Below are 17,186 nucleotides of genomic sequence, written 5' to 3'. Positions count from 1 at the left end.
CCATGCGTATCCTGATTGTCGAAGACGACCGCGAAGCGGCGAATTATATTCGCAAGGGATTGCGTGAATCCGGTCATGTGGCCGATCACGCCCCCGACGGCGAAGAGGGGCTGGAGATGGCCCGCGCCGCCGAATACGACGTGCTCGTCGTCGACCGGATGATGCCGCGCATGGATGGTTTGACGATGGTCGCCGCGCTGCGCGGTGACAATATCCGGACCCCGGTTCTGATCCTGTCAGCCCTCGGCGAGGTCGATGACCGCGTCGAGGGGCTGAAGGCCGGCGGCGATGATTATCTGGTCAAGCCCTATGCCTTCGCTGAATTGCTCGCCCGGGTCGAGGCGCTGGCCCGCCGGCGCGATCCCGATGCGGTGAAGACCCGGCTGGTGGTTGGCGATCTGGAAATGGACCTTCTCGCCCGCAAGGTGATGCGCGGCGAGGAGGAAATCCTGCTGCAGCCGCGCGAATTCCGCCTGCTGGAATTCCTGATGAAACATTCCGGCCAGGTGGTGACACGGACGATGTTGCTGGAGAAGGTGTGGGATTATCATTTCGACCCCCAGACCAATGTGATCGATGTCCATATTTCCCGCCTGCGTTCAAAGATCGACAAGCCCTTCCCGCGTGCATTGCTGCACACGGTGCGCGGGGCCGGCTATCGCTTGCAGGCCTGATCGCCCGTGAGTCATCGCGGCGCCGCCTTCCTCAGAACAACCGCTTTCCGGCAAACCCTCCTGTCGGCCGGGCTGTTTGCGCTGTCGAGTTTCGTCATCCTGGCCTTCGTCTATGTGGCGTCGGCCGGGATGATGATGCGGCGCGCCGATGATGCGATCCTTGAAGAGATGGAGGCGCTGGAAGCGCGTTTCCAGGTCGGCGGCATTCGCGACATCAACCGCTATATCCTGCAGCGTACGGTCGGTGGCGGTGCCGATTATCTCTATCTTCTCGTCCATCCATCGGGACGCGCCCTGTCGGGCAATCTGTCCGGCTTGCCGGACATCCAGCCCGATGATGAAGGGCGACTGCAATTCACCTATCGGCGCCCTCCGGCCGGCGGCACGACCGAGACCGACAAGGATGACCGGGCCGGCCGTGGCCGCGTTATCGAATTGCCCAGTGGTTATCGCCTGTTTGTCGGCCTCGATGTCGATGAGGAGAACCGCCTCGTCGGCCGCATGCTCAATACCATTCTGGCCGCCTCGGCGCTGGCCCTGGCGCTGGGCGTGGCGGCGGGTATTTTCGTCAGCCGCCGTTTCGTGCGCCGGCTGGACGGCATCAATGCGGTCGCGCGCAGCGTCAAGGCGGGCGACCTGAAACGCCGCGCCCCGCGCAATTTCACTGGCGACGAGCTCGATGAATTGTCGGAAAACTTCAATGCCATGCTCGACCGGGTCGAAGCGCTGATGCATCGCATGCGCCATACCGGCGACAGTATCGCCCATGATTTGCGCACGCCGCTGACGCGCATGCGCAACCGGCTCGACGAGGCCCTGCGCGAGGATGGTGATATCGAGGCGCGTGAGCAGGCATTGGAACGCGCGGTCGCCGACACCGACGAATTGCTGGGAATTTTCAACGCCATTCTCAGCTTGTCGAGGCTGGAAGCGGGCGAGAGCCGCAGCGCCATGTCGCGGCTCGACCCGGCGGAAATCGCCATCGACCTCGCCGAACTCTACCAGCCGGTCTGCGAGGATGAGGGCCTGTCCTTTGACAGCGAAGTCCAGCAGGGGCTGCGGATGATGGGGGATCGCGGATTGCTCTCCCAGGCGCTCGCCAACCTGCTCGACAATGCCGTCAAATATACGCCTTCCGGCGGTGCGGTGGCGCTGCGCCTGCGCCAGACGGCCGATGGCCTGATCGAATTCTCCGTCACCGATACCGGCCCCGGCGTGCCTGAGGCTGATCGCGAGCGCGTGGTCCAACGCTTCGTGCGGCTCGATAATTCACGGACGCTGCCGGGATCGGGGCTCGGCCTGTCGCTGGTCCAGGCGATCAGCGATATCCATAATGGCCTGTTCCGGATCGAGGAGGGGCCCGGGCTTGTCGATGGTGAACATGGCCCCGGCTTGCGGGCCTCGCTGAGCTTCCCTGTCGCGGCAAAAGAGAGCAAGACCTAGGGCTTCCCCCGGCCGGGCAATCACGCCAGTTTGAGCCGATGTCTGACGCGCTCCCACTTCTTCATTGCGATCTTGCGCCCTTGCCCGGCTCCAGTCCCGGCCAGTGCGATCATGTATTTGCGAGCCTGCCGGCCGATGTGCAGGCCGCGACCGCAACCGTGCGACCATTTCTAGACAGTGTCTTTGCTGCTGCCCCCTATCTGGGGCGTCTGGCCCAGCGCCGCCCGGAGGGGCTGGCGGCCTGTACACAGCAGGACGCGGCGATCCGGCTGGACAAGGCCATTGCCGACGTTATCGCTGCGGGGGCGGAAAGCCCTGATATCGCCAGCCTCGATACGGCCCTGCGCCGAGCCAAGGCGGATATGCATCTGCTTGTCGCGCTCGCCGATCTGGCCGGGCGCTGGGATGTCGCCGACGTCACCGCCGCCGTGAGCCGGTTCGCCGATGCGGCGGTGCAGGCCGCCCTGCTGGGCCATGTCCGGTTCGCCGCAGCTGCGGGGCGGGCCCTGCCGGTGGAGGACGCGGCCAATCCGCTGCCGGGCCTCTTCGTCTTCGCGCTCGGCAAGATGGGCACGGGCGAGCTCAATTACTCGTCCGATATCGATCTGGTCGCGCTGTTCGATGCCGACGCGCTGCGCATGCCGGCGGACCAGGAGCCGCGCCAGCGTCTGCCGCGATTGCTGCAGGCGATTGTGCGCACGCTTCAGGATGTCACCGCCGAAGGTTATGTCTTCCGGACCGATCTGCGGCTGCGTCCCGACCCGGGTTCGACCCCGGTCGTCTTGTCGACGGATGCGGCGCTGAATTATTACGAGTCCTTCGGCCAGACCTGGGAACGGGCGGCCTGGATCAAGGCGCGCTACTGCGCCGGTGATGCGGATGTGGCTCAGGCCTATCTCGACCAGATGCAGCCCTTCATCTGGCGCCGGGCGCTGGATTTTGCCGCGATCGAGGATATTCGCGGTCTGGCCCGCCAGATCCAGACCGTCGGTCGGCGCGGCGAGATCCTGCCCGCCGGGCATGACCTCAAGCTGGGACGGGGCGGCATTCGCGAGATCGAATTCTTCGCCCAGGTGCCGCAACTCGTGTTTGGCGGCCGGGACGCCAGTGTCCGCGTTTCGGCGACGTTGAAGGCCCTGGCGGCGCTGGAGGCCCGCGGTGTGGTGGATGCGGCGACGTTGCAATCGCTCAGCGAGGACTATCGCAGCCTGCGTGCCTGGGAACACCGGATCCAGATGCGCCAGGACGAGCCGAGCCAGACCCTGCCGCTGCGCGATGCCGATCGACGCCATGTCGCGGCGATGGCCGGCTATGGCGATCTCGCCGCGTTCGACGCGGCGGTTGAAGCGCTTCTGCGCCGGGTCCATGGCCATTTCTCCGACCAATTTGAGGATGACGCCTCGCTCTCCTCGCAGGCCGGGACCCTGATCCTGACCGGGGTCGAGCCAACGCCGGACACGCTGGCCACGTTGGACACGCTCGGTTTCCAGCAGTCTGACCAGGTCTGGAAACGGCTCAATGGCTGGGCGGGTGGCAAGGTGAGGGCGGCACGCAGCCCGCGAGCGCGGACCCTGCTGGCGCAGATTGCGCCGCGGCTGGTCGACATCATGGCCGCCACCGGCGAGCCGGACGCGGCCTTTGTCCGCTTTGCCGCCTTCTTCGAGAATTTGCCGATGGGCGTGCAGCCGCTCTCCCTGTTGATGAATGAGCCGGGTCTGGCCGCGGATCTGATCTCGATCCTGACTATTGCCCCGCGTATGGCCGCCGATCTCGCGCGCCGGCCCGACATGCTCGATGTGATGCTGGACAGCCGCTTCTCCGTGCCGCTGGTACAGGACCCGCCCGATGATTTCCGGACCCGGCTGGGCGCGATGCTGTCGGCCTGCGACACCTATGAGGCGGCGCTCAATGCGGCGCGTCGTCTGGTGCGCGAAGAGCGCTTCCGGGTCGGTACCCAGATCGTGCGCGGCACGGCCGACGCGCAGACGGCCGGTGCCGCCTATTCCTCGATCGCCGATGCGGCGGTTGAGTTCATGGCGCAGGCCGCCGAGCGCGAAACGGCGCGCCGCTCGGGCGACATGCCCGGCCGCTATGCCGTGCTTGGCCTCGGCAAGCTGGGCGGGCGCGAACTGTCGGCCGATTCCGATCTCGACCTGATGATCGTCTATGACGGTGACGAAACCGCACAGACCTGGTTCTCGCGCTTCGCCCAGCGCCTGATCAGTGCCCTGTCCGCGCCGACCGAGGAGGGCGATCTCTATGAGGTCGACATGCAATTGCGGCCCTCGGGCAAGGCGGGGCCCGTGGCCGTCCGGCTGGCGCGCTTCGGCCAGTATTATTTTGACGAGGCCTGGACCTGGGAATTGATGGCGCTGACCCGGGCGCGCGTGATCGCTGGTGATGGCGGGGTCAATGATGATCTGATTGCCGCGATCGAGGCGGCGCTGACGCGGGTGCGGCCGCGCGAGCAAGTACTCGCCGATGCGCGCGAAATGCGCCAGCGGCTCGAGGGCGCCCGGCCGGCCCAAACCGAATGGGATATCAAGAGCCGCGTCGGCGGGTTGCAGGACATCGAGTTTATCGTCCAGACCCTGCAACTGGTTACGGCGCCTGATGGGCAGGTGATCCATCATTCCACGGCAGCGGCACTGGCCGCACTGGCCCGCTCCGGGGTGATTGCGGCGGATGATGCCGCTTTTCTCGCCGAGACCGTTCATCTCTATCTCGGCATGGCGCAATTACTGCGCGCGACGCACGGGACGGGATTTGATCCGGCGGGTGCCAGCGCAGGCTTTACCCGCAGCCTCGTGGCGATGGCCAGGGTCGAGGATATGGATGGTCTGCGGGCAGCGCTCGACGCCCGGTGTCTGCAGGTGCGGGCCCTGTTTGAGCGTTATCTGGAACTGCACTGAGAAAGCCGCGACGGAATTGCCGCCGGTCTGCGTTGAAGGGGCATGCGAGGACGCTGACAAACAGGATTACCCCGATGAAAAAACCATTTCTCACAATGATGCTGGCCGGATCGGCCATGCTTGTCGCCGGTGCCGTTGCGCAGGCCCAGCCCGGTCGTGGCGGTCATGACGGTCCGGGCCGGCATGGCGGCGGACACGGTGGCGGCATGATGATGCTGCACCTGGCCGATGCCAATGGCGACGGCTCGGTCACCCGCGCTGAAGTCGATGCCCTTCAGGCCGAGATGTTCGAGTGGAAGGATCGCAATGGCGATGGCTATCTCGATGCGGCCGATCAGTCGCCGGTGCGCCAGCGGATGCGGGCCATGCATGAAGCGCGTGCCGCGGAGGCCGCCGACCAGCCCGAAGGCGAGGAGCGCCGCTCCATGCGCCGGGGGCATCGCGGCGAACGCGGCGATCATGCCGAACGCGGAGATCGCGGTGACCGCGCTGAACGGGGCGGACGTGGCGGTCGTGGTGGCCGGGGCGATGCGGGCTTGCACCGGGCCGATACCGATGATGATCAGCGGATTTCCCGTGCCGAATTCCTGGCCATGGAACGGCCCGGGTTTGACCGCCTTGACCAGGACAGCGATGGCGTGATCACGCCTGCCGAGCTGGACGCTGCCGCAGACGCGCGCCATGATCGCCGTCGCTGGTGGCGTAACTAGTGCCTTTGCCATGTTTGACGGGTACGGAATGGCAAATGAACCCCGGATCGCCAATGATCCGGCGGTCTTCCGTGCCCGCAACATGGCGACGGACATGACGGCTGGCGAGACCGATGAAGCGCTGATGGCGCGGATTGCCGATGGCGACCGCGCTGCCGCCGGCGAATTGATGAATCGGCGATTGCCGCGCATCATCGGTCTCGCGACCCGCATGCTCAATGACGCCGCCGCCGCGGAAGATGTGGCCCAGGAGACGTTTATTCGCGTCTGGAAAGCGGCCGCAAACTGGCAGCCCGGCCGTGCCCAGGTCTCCACCTGGATGAGCCGGATCGCGATCAATCTCTGCCATGATCGCCGCCGCAAGCATCGCGAAGCCCTGCCGGAAACCTTGCCGGATCGCCGCGATCCGGGCCTGGACCAGGAGGGGCGGGTGGTGCGCGCCGAGACTGAGAACCGGATTGCCGAGGCCATGGTGCAATTGCCCGAGCGGCAAAGGCAGGCGATGGAACTCGTGCATTTCCAGGAGTTGAGCAATATCGATGCGGCTGACATCCTGTCGGTCAGTGTTGATGCCCTTGAATCCCTGCTCGCGCGGGGGCGGCGCAATCTTCGATCCATTCTGATCGGGGAAGCCGAAGACTTGATGTCGGGCTATCGGGCCCCGCAGCCATCGCAGACAGGTACAGAGCCATGACAGACGAGCGATTTCGCCAGATCCTGAGCGCCTACGGCGCCAATCCGCAGCGTTGGCCATCGGCCGAACGCGCGCAGGCTGAGGCTTTTGCGGCGCGCCATCCGTCCCAACTGGCGGCGGCGCTGGCGGCTGAAGCCGAACTCGACGCTCTGCTCGGCAAGGCCGAGCGCCAGCCGGGCGAGCTGCTGCAACGCCGCATCCTGCGCAGCTTGCCGGAGCCCGCGGTCTGGAACTGGCGCGCCCCTGTGGCTGCCGCTGCAGCCCTGGTGATCGGCGTCATGCTCGGCTTTTCCAGTGGCGCCCTGATTACACCGGCCGATGAGGTCGAGACCTATTATGCCGATGCTTTCACCGGTCTGGATGAAGACTGGGCGGATTGGCTGGGAGGAGACGCATGAGATCGCCCACACCCTGGATCGCCGCCCTTCTGGTCTCCGTTCTGTTGAACGGGGCCCTGATCGGTTTCCTGGCCCATCGCAGCGCGGACGGTCCGTCCTGGCGCAGCCATTCAGAGCGCGACCGCATGCATGGTCCATCGCGCCATGGCGGGGCGATGTCGTCGGGCTTTGACGTTCGCGGTTTCCTTGGCGCCTTGCCGGAAGCCGAGCGCGAGCTGGCCGGTCAGCGCCTGCGCGCGAATATGGAGACGATGCGCGACATTGGCCGCCAGGCGTTCGAGGCCCGCCGTGAAGCCGATGCGGTGCTCGCCGCCGAGCCCTTCGACCCGGTTGCCGCCCAGGCTGCCCTCCAGCGTGTGCGGGAAACCCGCCTTGGCTTTGAGGCCGGAATGGAAGCGTCCCTGATCGAGATTATCGCCGGGCTGGATCCGGAGGTCCGCGCCGCAGCGCTTGAAGCCGGACGCCGCAACAGTTTCCGCGAGCGTCGGGCGCGCGGTGACGGGCCGCGCCGGGAACGCCGCCGTCCCGGACCGGAGCACCGCCCGGAACCGGACCGGCCATAACCTGCTCGGCTATTCGTTGGCGATCAGCCGGGATTTGACCGGCTCGCTGACGAATTCATCCTCAACTTCATCGAAGCTTGCCGGCGCCGCTTCAATCCCGGCCAGGCTGGCAGCAGCCGGGGCGGATTCGAGTGGCTGGTTCTGAGTGATCGGCAGTACGAAGCTCACCGTGGTGCCCTCGCCAAGCCGGGAGTCGATCGACAGTGAGCCGCCATGCAGTTCGATCAGGGATTTCGACAGGGCCAGGCCAAGACCGGAGCCCTGATGGCTCTTGGAGTGCTGGCTTTCAATCTGTTCGAACGGGCGCCCGAGACGCGGCAGGTCATCGGCAGCGATACCGATGCCCGTATCGGAGACCTGGAAGGCAACGCCAAGCCCTGACATGAAGCCGCGAATGGTGACGCGGCCGCCCTCGGGTGTGAATTTCACGGCGTTGGACACCAGGTTGATCATCACCTGTTTGAAGGCGCGCGGGTCGACCTCGATCTCCGGCAGGTCCGAAACATCGGCGTGCAGACGTAATTGTTTCTCTTCGGCGCGGCCGCGGACGATGCGCACACATTGCTCGACCAGGTCGGCAGCATCTGTCGGCTCGGTCTGGAGCTGCATCTTGCCGGCTTCGATCTTGGACATGTCGAGGATGTCATTGATCAGGGCGAGCAGGTGCTGACCCGAACCGAGAATATCCTTCATATAGCCGACATAGCGCTGGTCGCCGATCGGACCGAACATTTCGCGCAACATGATTTCCGAGAAACCGTTGATGGCGTTGAGCGGTGTGCGCAGCTCATGGCTCATATTGGCGAGGAATTCGCTCTTGGAGCGGTTGGCTTCCTCGGCCCGGATTTTCTCTTCCTCATATTTCTTGGCCAGATCGGCAATGCGGGCCTGGCTGCGCTTGACGTCGTCGACGGTCTTGCGCAGCTGTGCCTCATTCTCGGTCAGCGCCGCTTCGTGATGCTTGAGATCGGTGATGTCGGCGCCGACGCTGACCAGACCGCCATCGGCGGTGGCGCGCTCGGAATAGTGCAGCCAGCGGCCATCAGCCAATTCGATCTCATAGGTCTCGGTGCCGTCGGTATCGCCGTGGACGGCCTTGATAGCCAGGGCTGCGGCCTGCTCGACAGCGCCATAGGACATGCCGGGCTTGAGCCGGCCGTCGGAGAAATTGAACAGGTCACGGAATTTGCGGTTCCACAAGACGAGGCGCTGGCGGGAATCCCACAACACGAAGGATTCCGTCATTGATTCCAGCGCCGCACGCAGGCGGGTTTCGGCCGCGACGACGCGCGCCTGGGCGCCCTTGCGGTCGGTGACGTCGATTGCGACACCGACAATGCGCGCCTTGGTGGCGTCGCCGGCCTCGTTGAGGATGCCGCCGCGCATTTGCAGCCAGACCGGGGCCGAGGCCGCCAGGACTTCCAGGTCGACTTCGCCGCCTGTCGGCGCGCCGCGCATGGCGGCGCGCAGCTTGTCGCGGTCCGGACGGCTGAAGAGTTTGAGGAATTCAGTGCCGCTGCACTGCATCGCATCGCCGAGCCCGAGAATGCGCGCCAGGGAGTCCGTAACGAAGACAGTGTCAGCTTCGGGATTCCAGTCCCAGACGCCGCAGCGGGCACCTTCGATGGCGAAACGGAAGCGTTGTTCATTGTCGGCAAGCTGCTGACGGGTCGAACGCAAGCGGCCCATCTGCATGAAGACCAGCGCACTCAGTCCCAGCGCCACAAAAATCGGGGCGATGAACATCAGCCCGTAGAAAAACAGCGTGCGATACCAGGCATTCTGATTGATGCGCATCGCGCCGAGTGCATAGACGTGCAGATCCGTGCCGCTGATCGGCGCGACGGCAAAGGTCACCTGTTCTTCACCGAAATGCGCCTGTGAGCTGGCGCCACCGCCACCGGCGGCGAGCTGGTTGATATAGGCGTGCGTCAGACCAAAGCGCTCGGCGAGCGGCGTGCCGGGGCGGGCACCGGTGATGCGGGGCCGGATCGCGAGCATGCCGCCGGCGCCGTCGGCGAGGGCGACAACGCGCTCCTCGCCCCAGTCGGGCAGGATGGTGAGCGCCGGCAGGCGTGCGACATAGGCACCCACCGTTCCGTCGCTGAGTTGGGCTGGAACAGCGAGAACCAGAAAGGCTTCGCCTGCGGCAGTGATTTCGGTCGTGAAACCGGATGGGGTGTCGAGGGCGGTGCCGGCAATCTCGCGCAAACCGTTATCGGCTTCGCCCGAGGCGAGCACGCGGCCGTCAGGCAGCAGAAGCGCGAGTTCCGCAATCAGCTCGGATTCCGCCAGTGTGGCCAATCGGGCCCGGGCAACAGTCTCGATGTCCTGCATGGAGGTATTGCGCAGATCGGTGCTGGCGAACGACAGGGCGTACCGCGCCTCGGCCAACCGCCCGGTCACGCGTTCGGCCAGATAGCCGGCAGCATTGGCCTGCGACCGCTCCGCTTCGCTCACGAGCGCTTCGCGTTCCTGCTGTATCTTGACCAGAAGTATGCCGCCATAGGCGAGTGAAAACAGCACCATGGCGATGATGATCCATCCCGCGCCGCCATTGCGGCGGGGCTTGGGCGCGCGCGCAGCCTGTGCCCGGGCCGGCGTCCGCGATGCTGCGGTGTCCGTGCGGGAGCTGTCGGGGCGGGTGGCGTCCTGAATCATGACGCCAAACTACGTTGCGTTTGCAGGCTCTGTCGACTGCCGATCCTCGTGATTCTCGCCGTCACGCTGCGTCGATGCCGTCCTCGCAGCCCTCGCCTTCCTTCGCCGCCTCGGCCTTCGCGCCAGCACGCCGGTCTGGACCGTTATAAGTGTGCTGTTCGGAGGTAGCGCGCCGGCGGTCGGGTCCGAAATAGGTCTTGTTGCGGATGAACGGGCGCGGCGCATTGATGACGGAAGTCAGTTTGGCAAACATGTCGCGCGCGGTGACCGGCTTGCAGCAGAATTCTGTCACCCCTGCGTCGCGGGCCGACTTCACGCGGCTGCGCTCGGAATAGGCGCTCAACATGACGATCGGAACCATCGGATTGGGGCTGTCATCGCCGGTGCGTACCAGGCGCACAAAATCGAGCCCGTCCAGAATGTCCATCTGATAATCGGTTATGATGATGTCGATGGCGTCCGAACGCACCATGTCGAACGCATCGGCCGGGTCGCGGGATTCGTAAATCGACTTGATGCCGAAGCCGTGCAGCAGTGTCCGCATGATCGTCAGCATGTAGCCGTTGTCGTCAACGATGAGGACTTTCAACCGGCTGAGGTCTACCGCCATGATCTACCTATTATCACATCAGGCGGCGCGCGAGGGGAGGCGCCGCGGATCTGACAACATCTTAAGCGGGAGAGGCTTACCGAAATAGTAACCCTGACCGTAGGTGACACCCAGCGCCTGCATTTGCTTGGCGCGTTGCTCGGTTTCGATCATTTCGGCAACGGTATCGAGCTTGAGCGACTGGCACAGGGAGACCATGCCCTGGAGTATGGCTGTGTCGCGTTCGTCCATCTTTTGGTGGCGCATATACGAACCGTCAATCTTGACGACGTCGGCCGGGAAGTCGCGCAGGTACTGGAAACCGGCAGCGCCGGCACCGAAATCGTCGAGGCAGACCCGGTGGCCGCGCTCGCGGATTTTCTGGATGACCGCATTGGCGGCCTTGACGTTTTTGACGGTCGCGGTTTCGGTCAGCTCGAAATGAAGGCGCCGACGGTCGATCCGCAAATCGGCCAGCATTTGCAGGAATTTCTTGCCCCAGGCGGGGTTTTCCAGCGAGCGTCCCGACAGATTGACGGCCAGGGCCGGGCGATCGAAATCATCGCGCAGGAAATTGGCCGCGATTTCGACCATGGCCATATCGATCTCATAGATCAGGCCGGTGCTTTCGGCGAAGCCGACGCTTTCGGAAACGGGCTGGCCGCCGGGCAGGCGAAGCAGAAGCTCGTAGTGTGCGACCTTGCCAGTCGAGAGCTCGACGATGGCCTGGGCATGCGGTTCGATCACGCGCCCGGCAATCGTCGCGCGGATCTCATTCATCCGCCTGCGCGTGTCTTCCATCATTTCGGCGGCCACCTTTTGCAGGCTCTGGACATCGAGCACATTGGCGCTGTCGGCGGCCATGTTGACCGCATGAAGGAAGGCCTGGATGGCGATTTCCGGCTCAAGCTCCGGCGCGTCGGGAATGGAATCGATGCGCACGCGGGTATTCTTAAGCGTGTTGTCCTGAAGCAATTCCTCAATGCTGGCACAAAGGGCTTTGAGATCGGCGGAGGCCGGGTGAATAAGAGCGATGCGAGCCGTGTCGACCTGTTTGGCAACACCGCCCGTGCCGACAGTATTGGTGCACTCGGCCGTCACGGCCTGACGCAACATATCGGCCCGCTTGGCGCCGATCAGCCGGTTGATATCCTCGATGCCGTCGATCTGCAGGACCGACATGGTCATGGGAACGCCGGATTCGCGTGCCGTCGCGATGGCGCCCTGTGCTGTCCGGGAAAAGGCTTGTGGGTCGACCTCAGCGGGTGCGTTGAGGGCGGAAAACGACATCGCCCATCGTATCCTGTCGTCATCGCCGAGCAGCCAGGCGCTCAACTGGGCCTCACGGCCCCCGACAGCGACCCGTACCGGTCCGACACGGCGACCTGGTTTCAAACTCCGCATCAAGGCTGTCACGATCGGGCGCGACGTCCGGTCAAGGCGTTGGGAAAAATCGACGCCACCGCTCTCGATACTGGGCTCGCCCAGTGTCGCCGTCGCGCCGGCGGCATAACAGGTCAAACCGTTCAGATCGGTCTCGATCAGGATATCGGCCGCCGCGAAAGCGAATGACAAGAACCGGTTTCTTTGTTCGATCAGCGACATTTAGAGCCTGGTTACCTCAAGACTAAAGTTCACCTTGTGCCAAATTCATTAGGGTTGCGTTAAAGCTCGCCGCCTGGTCAGGCTGGGTGAGGCGGGCTCACCGGCGCGGCGGCCGCAGGTTTTATATTGACCTCACGGACGATGTCATTGGCGCGGCGCGCCAGTTCGGTCACGGCATTGGGCAGTTCGGGGTCTTCCGAGGCCAGCTGGATCAATTGCTCCGCCAGTTCGAGCAATCCCGGGCTGCGACTGAGGAGGCGCGCCTGGGCTTCGATCCGAACCGGGTCGCGATCATATTCCGCCGCCGGGACACGCCAGCCACCCCAGTCTTTGGGATCCGTGACAACGACCGGGAATGTGCCGGGATAGGGGTGCCGGCTACACTCTTCCATGCTTTGCCATTTATTTTTGGCACGCAGTACGCGCCAATTCTCGCCGTCGACGGTTTCGACCTGTTCGGCCGCCAGCTCATGTGTCGTGAAATCGCGCCCGAGACCGCAATCATAATAGATCCGGACCGGCTCCTCGACGTCTTTCACCCAATGCGGTTTGACATGTTCGACGATCGCCCAGGTGCCGACCGGCGCCACATAGACGCGTTGGTGTTTGTGAAACAGTGCTTTCGCCATCACTCATCCCTCCAGGCGGTGCCACAGAAGCACAAGCGGGTTGAAACCGCGTGAATCCGATGAACTGCATTTGAATCTTCGGGCGCCGGGCGGAAGACACAAATTGCCCAGCTGGCGTGTGCGCGCTATGTGGCGGCATGAGCCTTGATCGAACGCCTGACCGCCGCCTGAGCGTGGCGCCCATGATGGACTGGACTGACCGGCATTGCCGGGCCTTTCACCGTGTCCTGAGCCGGCATGCCCTGCTGTATACGGAAATGGCCGTCGACAAGGCGCTGATCCATGGCGACCCGGAACGGATTATCGGCTTCGATCCGGTCGAGCAGCCGGTCGCCCTGCAACTCGGGGGCTCGGTGCCCGAAGACCTCGCCCGCGCAGCGCGGATCGGCGCCGGATTTGGCTATGCCGAGATCAATCTCAATATCGGTTGCCCCTCGGACCGGGTCCAATCTGGCCGGTTTGGTGCCTGCCTGATGCAGGAACCCGAACTGGTCTCCGATTGCGTCAAGGCGATGCAGGATGCGGTCGATGTCCCGGTGACGGTGAAATGCCGTATCGGTGTTGACGACCAGGATCCGGAAACCGCGCTGTTCGGCTTTGTCGATACCGTCTCGGCTGCCGGCGTGACGAGCTTTGCCGTCCATGCCCGCAAGGCCTGGCTCAAAGGGTTGAGCCCGAAAGAGAACCGCACCATCCCGCCGCTCGATTATGATTTGGTGCGGCGGCTGAAACAGCGCCGGCCGGAACTGGAAATCATCCTCAATGGCGGGCTGGAAACACTCGACCAGGCGCTCGCCGAAAGCGCCGGGCTTGACGGTGCCATGATTGGCCGCGCCGCCTATCACGATCCCTGGGTGCTGGCGCGGGTGGATTCGCGGGTTTTCGGTCAGCCCGACCCGATTCTGACGCGCCATGACGCCTTGCTCGCCTATCGTCCCTATATGCAGGCCCGCCTCGATGAGGGGGTGTCGCTGCATTCGATGACGCGCCACATACTGGGCCTGTTCCAAGGCTTGCCGGGCGCGCGCCATTGGCGGCGTATCCTGTCGGAGAAATCCAATCGGCCCGGCGCCGGGCTGGACGTGCTCGACGAGGCCAGCGCCGCTGTGCCGCAACAAGATGAGGCCGCATGATGACGGATATGCTTGTGCTGATCGCTGCCATGGCCGCGACGGGCGCCTTTGCCGGCCTGGTGGCCGGCCTGTTCGGGATTGGCGGCGGCGTCGTGATGGTGCCGGCCATGTATTACGCGCTCTCGGCGCTGGGCTACCAGGACGACAAGCTCATGCATGTTGCGGTCGGCACCTCGCTGGCCGTGATCGTCGCAACCTCGATGCGCAGCCTTTCGGCCCACGCCAAGCGCGGCGCGGTGGATTTCCAGGTGTTGCGAAGCTGGGGGCCGTGGATTGTCGGCGGTACACTGCTGGGCTCCGTCATTGCCGATCAGGTGTCCGGACGGGTGCTGACAGGTCTGTTTGGCGGCATGGCGCTGTTGCTGTCGCTGCAATTCTTCTTCGGACGCCCGGACTGGAAATTGCGCGATGAGCTCCCCGGCGGTCCGGCGCGGGCCGGACTGGGCGGGCTGATCGGCATCATGTCGGCGATGATGGGGATTGGCGGCGGCGTATTCGGCGTCACCTTGATGACGCTCTGCGGCAAGTCGATCCACAAGGCCGTCGCGACGGCCGCCGGTTTTGGCGTGGCGATCGGCCTGCCCGGCGCGGTCGGCTATATCGTCAATGGCTGGGGAGCCGACATCGTGCCCTATTCGCTGGGCTATGTGAATCTGCCGGCCTTCGTCCTGCTCGCCGGCTCGGCCTTCTTCGTCGCCCCGGTCGGCGCCCGCCTGGCGCATGATTTGCCGGCGGCGACCCTGAAGCGTTTCTTTGCGATCGGCCTTGTCGTGGTCGGTGGCATGTTGCTGAAAGAAGCTGTTCTGGGCGGCTGACCCGGGTTGAAATGCGGGCTCGTCCGCCCGGACTCCTAGCTTGAGGTCGATTTTGAGCCGGGGTGCTGCTCAGCATAATGCGCTTCGCGCCCGGGCAGGGCAGCGAGAATCGCTTCGCGTTCGGCATCGGAATATTTCGTCCAGCGGCCAAGCTCTTCCATGGTTCGAAAACAGCCGACGCAAAGCCCGGCCGCCGGGTCGACGAAACAGACTTTGACGCACGGGGTCTTGATGGGGGCAGCGCTCATGGCGAGCAGCATTTCGCGCCACAGCGTTTGAGGCAAGTACTTGCCGCCGCATGACCGGGCGGAATAGGGTGAAGCAGCGCTTTGCGGGGGATCAGATGGAAGACATGACGCTGCAATTGCGCAGTTTTGCCGGCCTGTTCGTGTTTGCCGGTCTGGCTTGGGCCCTGGGTCCTCGCCAGCGCTTCCCCGTCCCGTTGCTGCTCGGCTCGATCGGCATGCAATTGCTGATCGCCTGGCTCCTCTATTCCGTCACGCCGTTTCGCGCCTTTCTGCAGTCACTGACCGGCGTCGTCATGGTGTTGCAGGACGTGACCAATGAGGGCGCGCAATTCGTGTTCGGCTATCTGTCCGGAGCGCCTTCACCCTTCGTGGTTGATCCGGAGGGGGGCAGCCTCTTTCTGTTTGCGTTTCAGGCCCTGCCGATGGTGATCGTGCTGTCGGCGCTGTCTGCGCTGCTGTGGCGCTGGCGAATTCTCGAGGTTCTCGTGCAGGGCTTCGCCTTCGCCTTCCGGCGCCTGCTCAACCTGTCCGGCGCTGCCAGTCTTGGTGCGGCCGCGAATATTTTCCTCGGTATGACGGAAAGCCCGGTCCTGATCCGGCCGCGGCTGCCGCAGATGAGCCGGCCCGACCTCTTTCTGATCATGACGGTTGGTTTTGCCACAGTCGCCGGTTCGGTGATGGCGCTGTATGTCAGCCAACTGACCGGCGTGATCGAGAATGCCGCCGGGCATATCTTCACCGCCTCGCTGATTTCCGTGCCTGCGGCTGTGTTGCTGGCACGGTTGATGATGCCTGCCGAGCCGAAATCGGCCGAGCTGGAAGCGGCGGCGGAAGCGGAGAAGATTCCCGCTCCGATCTATAATTCCTCGATGGATGCCCTGACCACCGGCGTCTCGGACGGGATGCGGCTCTATTTCAATATTATTTTCATGCTGCTGGTCTTTACCGCCCTGGTGGCGCTGGCCAATGTCCTGCTGGCCTTATTCCCTGATGTCTACGGCGCCCCCTTGAGCGCGGACCGGATCCTGGGATGGTTGTTCGCACCAATCGTCTGGATGGCCGGCATTCCCTGGGCCGAGGCGACGACGGCGGGCTCCCTGATGGGGCTGAAGACCGCGCTCAACGAGATCTATGCCTATGACCAGCTGTCACGGCTGGGCGATGCCCTGAGCCCGCGCTCCAACCTGATCATGACCTATGCCCTGTGCGGTTTCGCCAATTTCGCCAGCGTCGGAATTCTCACCGGCGGCCTGGTCGCCATCGCACCCTCGCGGCGCGAGGATATTCTCAACCTGGCACCAAAAGCGCTGATCTCCGGCACGTTGGCGACCTTGATGACGGGGGCGGCGATCGGCGTCTTCCCGATGGGCCTGTTCGGCAGCTAGACGCCGCGGCGTGGCCAGAGTTTCGAGCTCAGCCAGCCCGTGGTGGAATTATTCTTCAGCGCCTCGCGATAGGCGTTTTCCATAAAGGCCTCGAGTCCGTCGAGATCGCCCAGCAGGTCGAGCCGTGTCTTCATTGGCAGTTCCGGATCGAGCCGTTTGACGAGGCGGGCCGGATTGCCGGCCATCACCGCATAGGGTTCGACATCCTTGGTGATGACGGCGCGCGCCCCGATCACGGCATGATCGCCAATCGTCACGCCCTTCCCGATGAAAGCCCCGTCGCCCACCCAGACATTCTTGCCCAGCTTGACGGGCTTGGAGGGCGGGGCCGGATCGACGCGGTCATACAGGGAGTGCCAGTCGCAATCGGTGATGACCGATTCGCGGGCGATCAGGCAGGCATCACCAATCTCGATCGAGCCGGCGGCCAGAAGCCGCGTGCCGCCGGCCATGAAGACCCCGTCGCCCAGAGTGATCTGGCCCTGGCTGTCCTGTGGCGACCAGACGGTCAGACGGACCGGATCGGCCGCGCTGGCGATGATGTGCAGCTTTTCGCCAGCGACGATATTGGGGCCAAAGACCTCGACATGCCAGGGGCGGACAATCTTGGGGTCGCTGCCCAGCGCCTCGAAATGCGGTTCGAGGAAATGGTGTGTCCAGGCATTCTCATAGCGCTCCCATAAATGGTGCATCCAATAGGGGCGATGATCACGGCGCATGGCGGCCT

Annotated in this window: 16 protein-coding genes; 10 read left to right on the top strand and 6 right to left on the bottom strand. The window is 64.3% G+C overall.

All coding sequences use genetic code 11. The features are described 5' to 3' along the window. The first annotated feature begins 2 nt into the window (after window positions 1-2). The 7 genes from BLT42_RS05255 to BLT42_RS05225 all read left to right on the top strand — a co-directional run bounded on the left by BLT42_RS05255 (window position 3) and on the right by BLT42_RS05225 (window position 7,394). Entirely contained in the window at window positions 3-674 is a 672-nt protein-coding gene (locus BLT42_RS05255) for a response regulator transcription factor (protein WP_091767868.1), read from the top strand. A gap of 6 nt (window positions 675-680) precedes the next feature. Then, window positions 681-2,117 carry a sensor histidine kinase gene (locus BLT42_RS05250; RefSeq protein WP_091767865.1) on the top strand — a complete coding sequence of 479 codons (1,437 nt, stop codon included), beginning with the start codon at window positions 681-683 and terminating at the stop codon, window positions 2,115-2,117. 38 nt (window positions 2,118-2,155) lie between these two features. Further along, the gene (locus BLT42_RS05245; RefSeq protein ID WP_091767863.1) at window positions 2,156-5,029 is read left to right on the top strand and encodes a bifunctional [glutamine synthetase] adenylyltransferase/[glutamine synthetase]-adenylyl-L-tyrosine phosphorylase; all 2,874 of its coding nucleotides are present in this window, start codon (window positions 2,156-2,158) and stop codon (window positions 5,027-5,029) included. A 74-nt stretch (window positions 5,030-5,103) separates the two neighbouring features. Next, a complete protein-coding gene (locus BLT42_RS05240; RefSeq protein WP_143024053.1) occupies window positions 5,104-5,739 on the top strand; it encodes an EF-hand domain-containing protein in 636 nt (211 codons plus the stop codon). Window positions 5,740-5,767: 28 nt separating this feature from the next. Then, the gene (locus BLT42_RS05235; RefSeq protein WP_233342333.1) at window positions 5,768-6,433 is read left to right on the top strand and encodes an RNA polymerase sigma factor; all 666 of its coding nucleotides are present in this window, start codon (window positions 5,768-5,770) and stop codon (window positions 6,431-6,433) included. Continuing rightward, window positions 6,430-6,831 carry a hypothetical protein gene (locus BLT42_RS05230; protein WP_091767857.1) on the top strand — a complete coding sequence of 134 codons (402 nt, stop codon included), beginning with the start codon at window positions 6,430-6,432 and terminating at the stop codon, window positions 6,829-6,831. Before BLT42_RS05235 ends, BLT42_RS05230 begins: the two co-directional genes overlap by 4 nt. Then, entirely contained in the window at window positions 6,828-7,394 is a 567-nt protein-coding gene (locus tag BLT42_RS05225; protein WP_091767854.1) for a periplasmic heavy metal sensor, read from the top strand. Before BLT42_RS05230 ends, BLT42_RS05225 begins: the two co-directional genes overlap by 4 nt. Window positions 7,395-7,403: 9 nt before the next feature. On the opposite strand, the gene BLT42_RS05220 is transcribed toward BLT42_RS05225, so the two are convergent. The 4 genes from BLT42_RS05220 to BLT42_RS05205 form a co-directional block, all read right to left on the bottom strand. Further along, window positions 7,404-10,055 carry a PAS domain-containing sensor histidine kinase gene (locus BLT42_RS05220; RefSeq protein ID WP_091767851.1) on the bottom strand — a complete coding sequence of 884 codons (2,652 nt, stop codon included), beginning with the start codon at window positions 10,053-10,055 and terminating at the stop codon, window positions 7,404-7,406. A 61-nt stretch (window positions 10,056-10,116) separates the two neighbouring features. Further along, on the bottom strand, window positions 10,117-10,665 hold the full coding sequence (locus tag BLT42_RS05215) for a response regulator (protein ID WP_091767848.1): 549 nt from the start codon (window positions 10,663-10,665) through the stop codon (window positions 10,117-10,119). An 18-nt stretch (window positions 10,666-10,683) separates the two neighbouring features. Beyond that, window positions 10,684-12,219, bottom strand: a complete 1,536-nt coding sequence (locus BLT42_RS05210; protein ID WP_176780261.1) for an EAL domain-containing protein — start codon at window positions 12,217-12,219, stop codon at window positions 10,684-10,686. Between the two features lie 107 nt (window positions 12,220-12,326). Beyond that, window positions 12,327-12,878, bottom strand: coding sequence for a hypothetical protein (locus BLT42_RS05205; protein ID WP_091767842.1), 552 nt, complete (start codon window positions 12,876-12,878; stop codon window positions 12,327-12,329). Window positions 12,879-13,060: 182 nt separating this feature from the next. Between BLT42_RS05205 and dusA the strand changes: the two genes are divergently transcribed. Continuing rightward, a complete protein-coding gene (gene dusA / locus BLT42_RS05200) occupies window positions 13,061-14,011 on the top strand; it encodes a tRNA dihydrouridine(20/20a) synthase DusA (RefSeq protein ID WP_233342332.1) in 951 nt (316 codons plus the stop codon). Next, window positions 14,011-14,826, top strand: a complete 816-nt coding sequence (locus tag BLT42_RS05195) for a sulfite exporter TauE/SafE family protein (RefSeq protein WP_091768167.1) — start codon at window positions 14,011-14,013, stop codon at window positions 14,824-14,826. Before dusA ends, BLT42_RS05195 begins: the two co-directional genes overlap by 1 nt. 35 nt (window positions 14,827-14,861) lie before the next feature. Here the strand turns inward: BLT42_RS05195 and BLT42_RS05190 are convergent, their stop codons facing one another. Further along, window positions 14,862-15,074 (bottom strand): DUF1289 domain-containing protein, encoded by a 213-nt coding sequence (locus BLT42_RS05190; RefSeq protein ID WP_233342331.1) that lies wholly within the window; start codon window positions 15,072-15,074, stop codon window positions 14,862-14,864. Between the two features lie 95 nt (window positions 15,075-15,169). Between BLT42_RS05190 and BLT42_RS05185 the strand changes: the two genes are divergently transcribed. After that, window positions 15,170-16,459 (top strand): NupC/NupG family nucleoside CNT transporter, encoded by a 1,290-nt coding sequence (locus BLT42_RS05185; RefSeq protein WP_091767837.1) that lies wholly within the window; start codon window positions 15,170-15,172, stop codon window positions 16,457-16,459. Here the strand turns inward: BLT42_RS05185 and BLT42_RS05180 are convergent. Continuing rightward, on the bottom strand, window positions 16,456-17,178 hold the full coding sequence (locus BLT42_RS05180) for an acyltransferase (protein ID WP_091767834.1): 723 nt from the start codon (window positions 17,176-17,178) through the stop codon (window positions 16,456-16,458). The two genes, BLT42_RS05185 and BLT42_RS05180, sit on opposite strands and share 4 nt — an antisense overlap. Window positions 17,179-17,186: the final 8 nt, after the last annotated feature.

It is taken from the genome of Maricaulis salignorans (genome assembly GCF_900103475.1).
Classification (GTDB): domain Bacteria; phylum Pseudomonadota; class Alphaproteobacteria; order Caulobacterales; family Maricaulaceae; genus Maricaulis; species Maricaulis salignorans.
Note: the sequence above shows the minus strand (reverse complement) of the source record. Positions and strands in the feature narration are given on the sequence as shown.

Bases quoted from the DNA above. Each gene is read 5' to 3' on its own strand.
- BLT42_RS05255 (WP_091767868.1), top strand. From the start codon at position 3: ATGCGTATCCTGATTGTCGAAGACGACCGCGAAGCGGCGAATTATATT.
- BLT42_RS05245 (WP_091767863.1), top strand. From the start codon at position 2,156: ATGTCTGACGCGCTCCCACTTCTTCATTGCGATCTTGCGCCCTTGCCC.
- BLT42_RS05240 (WP_143024053.1), top strand. From the start codon at position 5,104: ATGAAAAAACCATTTCTCACAATGATGCTGGCCGGATCGGCCATGCTT.
- BLT42_RS05235 (WP_233342333.1), top strand. From the start codon at position 5,768: ATGGCAAATGAACCCCGGATCGCCAATGATCCGGCGGTCTTCCGTGCC.
- BLT42_RS05230 (WP_091767857.1), top strand. From the start codon at position 6,430: ATGACAGACGAGCGATTTCGCCAGATCCTGAGCGCCTACGGCGCCAAT.
- BLT42_RS05225 (WP_091767854.1), top strand. From the start codon at position 6,828: ATGAGATCGCCCACACCCTGGATCGCCGCCCTTCTGGTCTCCGTTCTG.
- BLT42_RS05220 (WP_091767851.1), bottom strand. From the start codon at position 10,055: ATGATTCAGGACGCCACCCGCCCCGACAGCTCCCGCACGGACACCGCA.
- BLT42_RS05215 (WP_091767848.1), bottom strand. From the start codon at position 10,665: ATGGCGGTAGACCTCAGCCGGTTGAAAGTCCTCATCGTTGACGACAAC.
- BLT42_RS05205 (WP_091767842.1), bottom strand. From the start codon at position 12,878: ATGGCGAAAGCACTGTTTCACAAACACCAACGCGTCTATGTGGCGCCG.
- dusA (WP_233342332.1), top strand. From the start codon at position 13,061: ATGATGGACTGGACTGACCGGCATTGCCGGGCCTTTCACCGTGTCCTG.
- BLT42_RS05195 (WP_091768167.1), top strand. From the start codon at position 14,011: ATGACGGATATGCTTGTGCTGATCGCTGCCATGGCCGCGACGGGCGCC.
- BLT42_RS05190 (WP_233342331.1), bottom strand. From the start codon at position 15,074: ATGAGCGCTGCCCCCATCAAGACCCCGTGCGTCAAAGTCTGTTTCGTC.
- BLT42_RS05185 (WP_091767837.1), top strand. From the start codon at position 15,170: ATGGAAGACATGACGCTGCAATTGCGCAGTTTTGCCGGCCTGTTCGTG.
- BLT42_RS05180 (WP_091767834.1), bottom strand. From the start codon at position 17,178: ATGCGCCGTGATCATCGCCCCTATTGGATGCACCATTTATGGGAGCGC.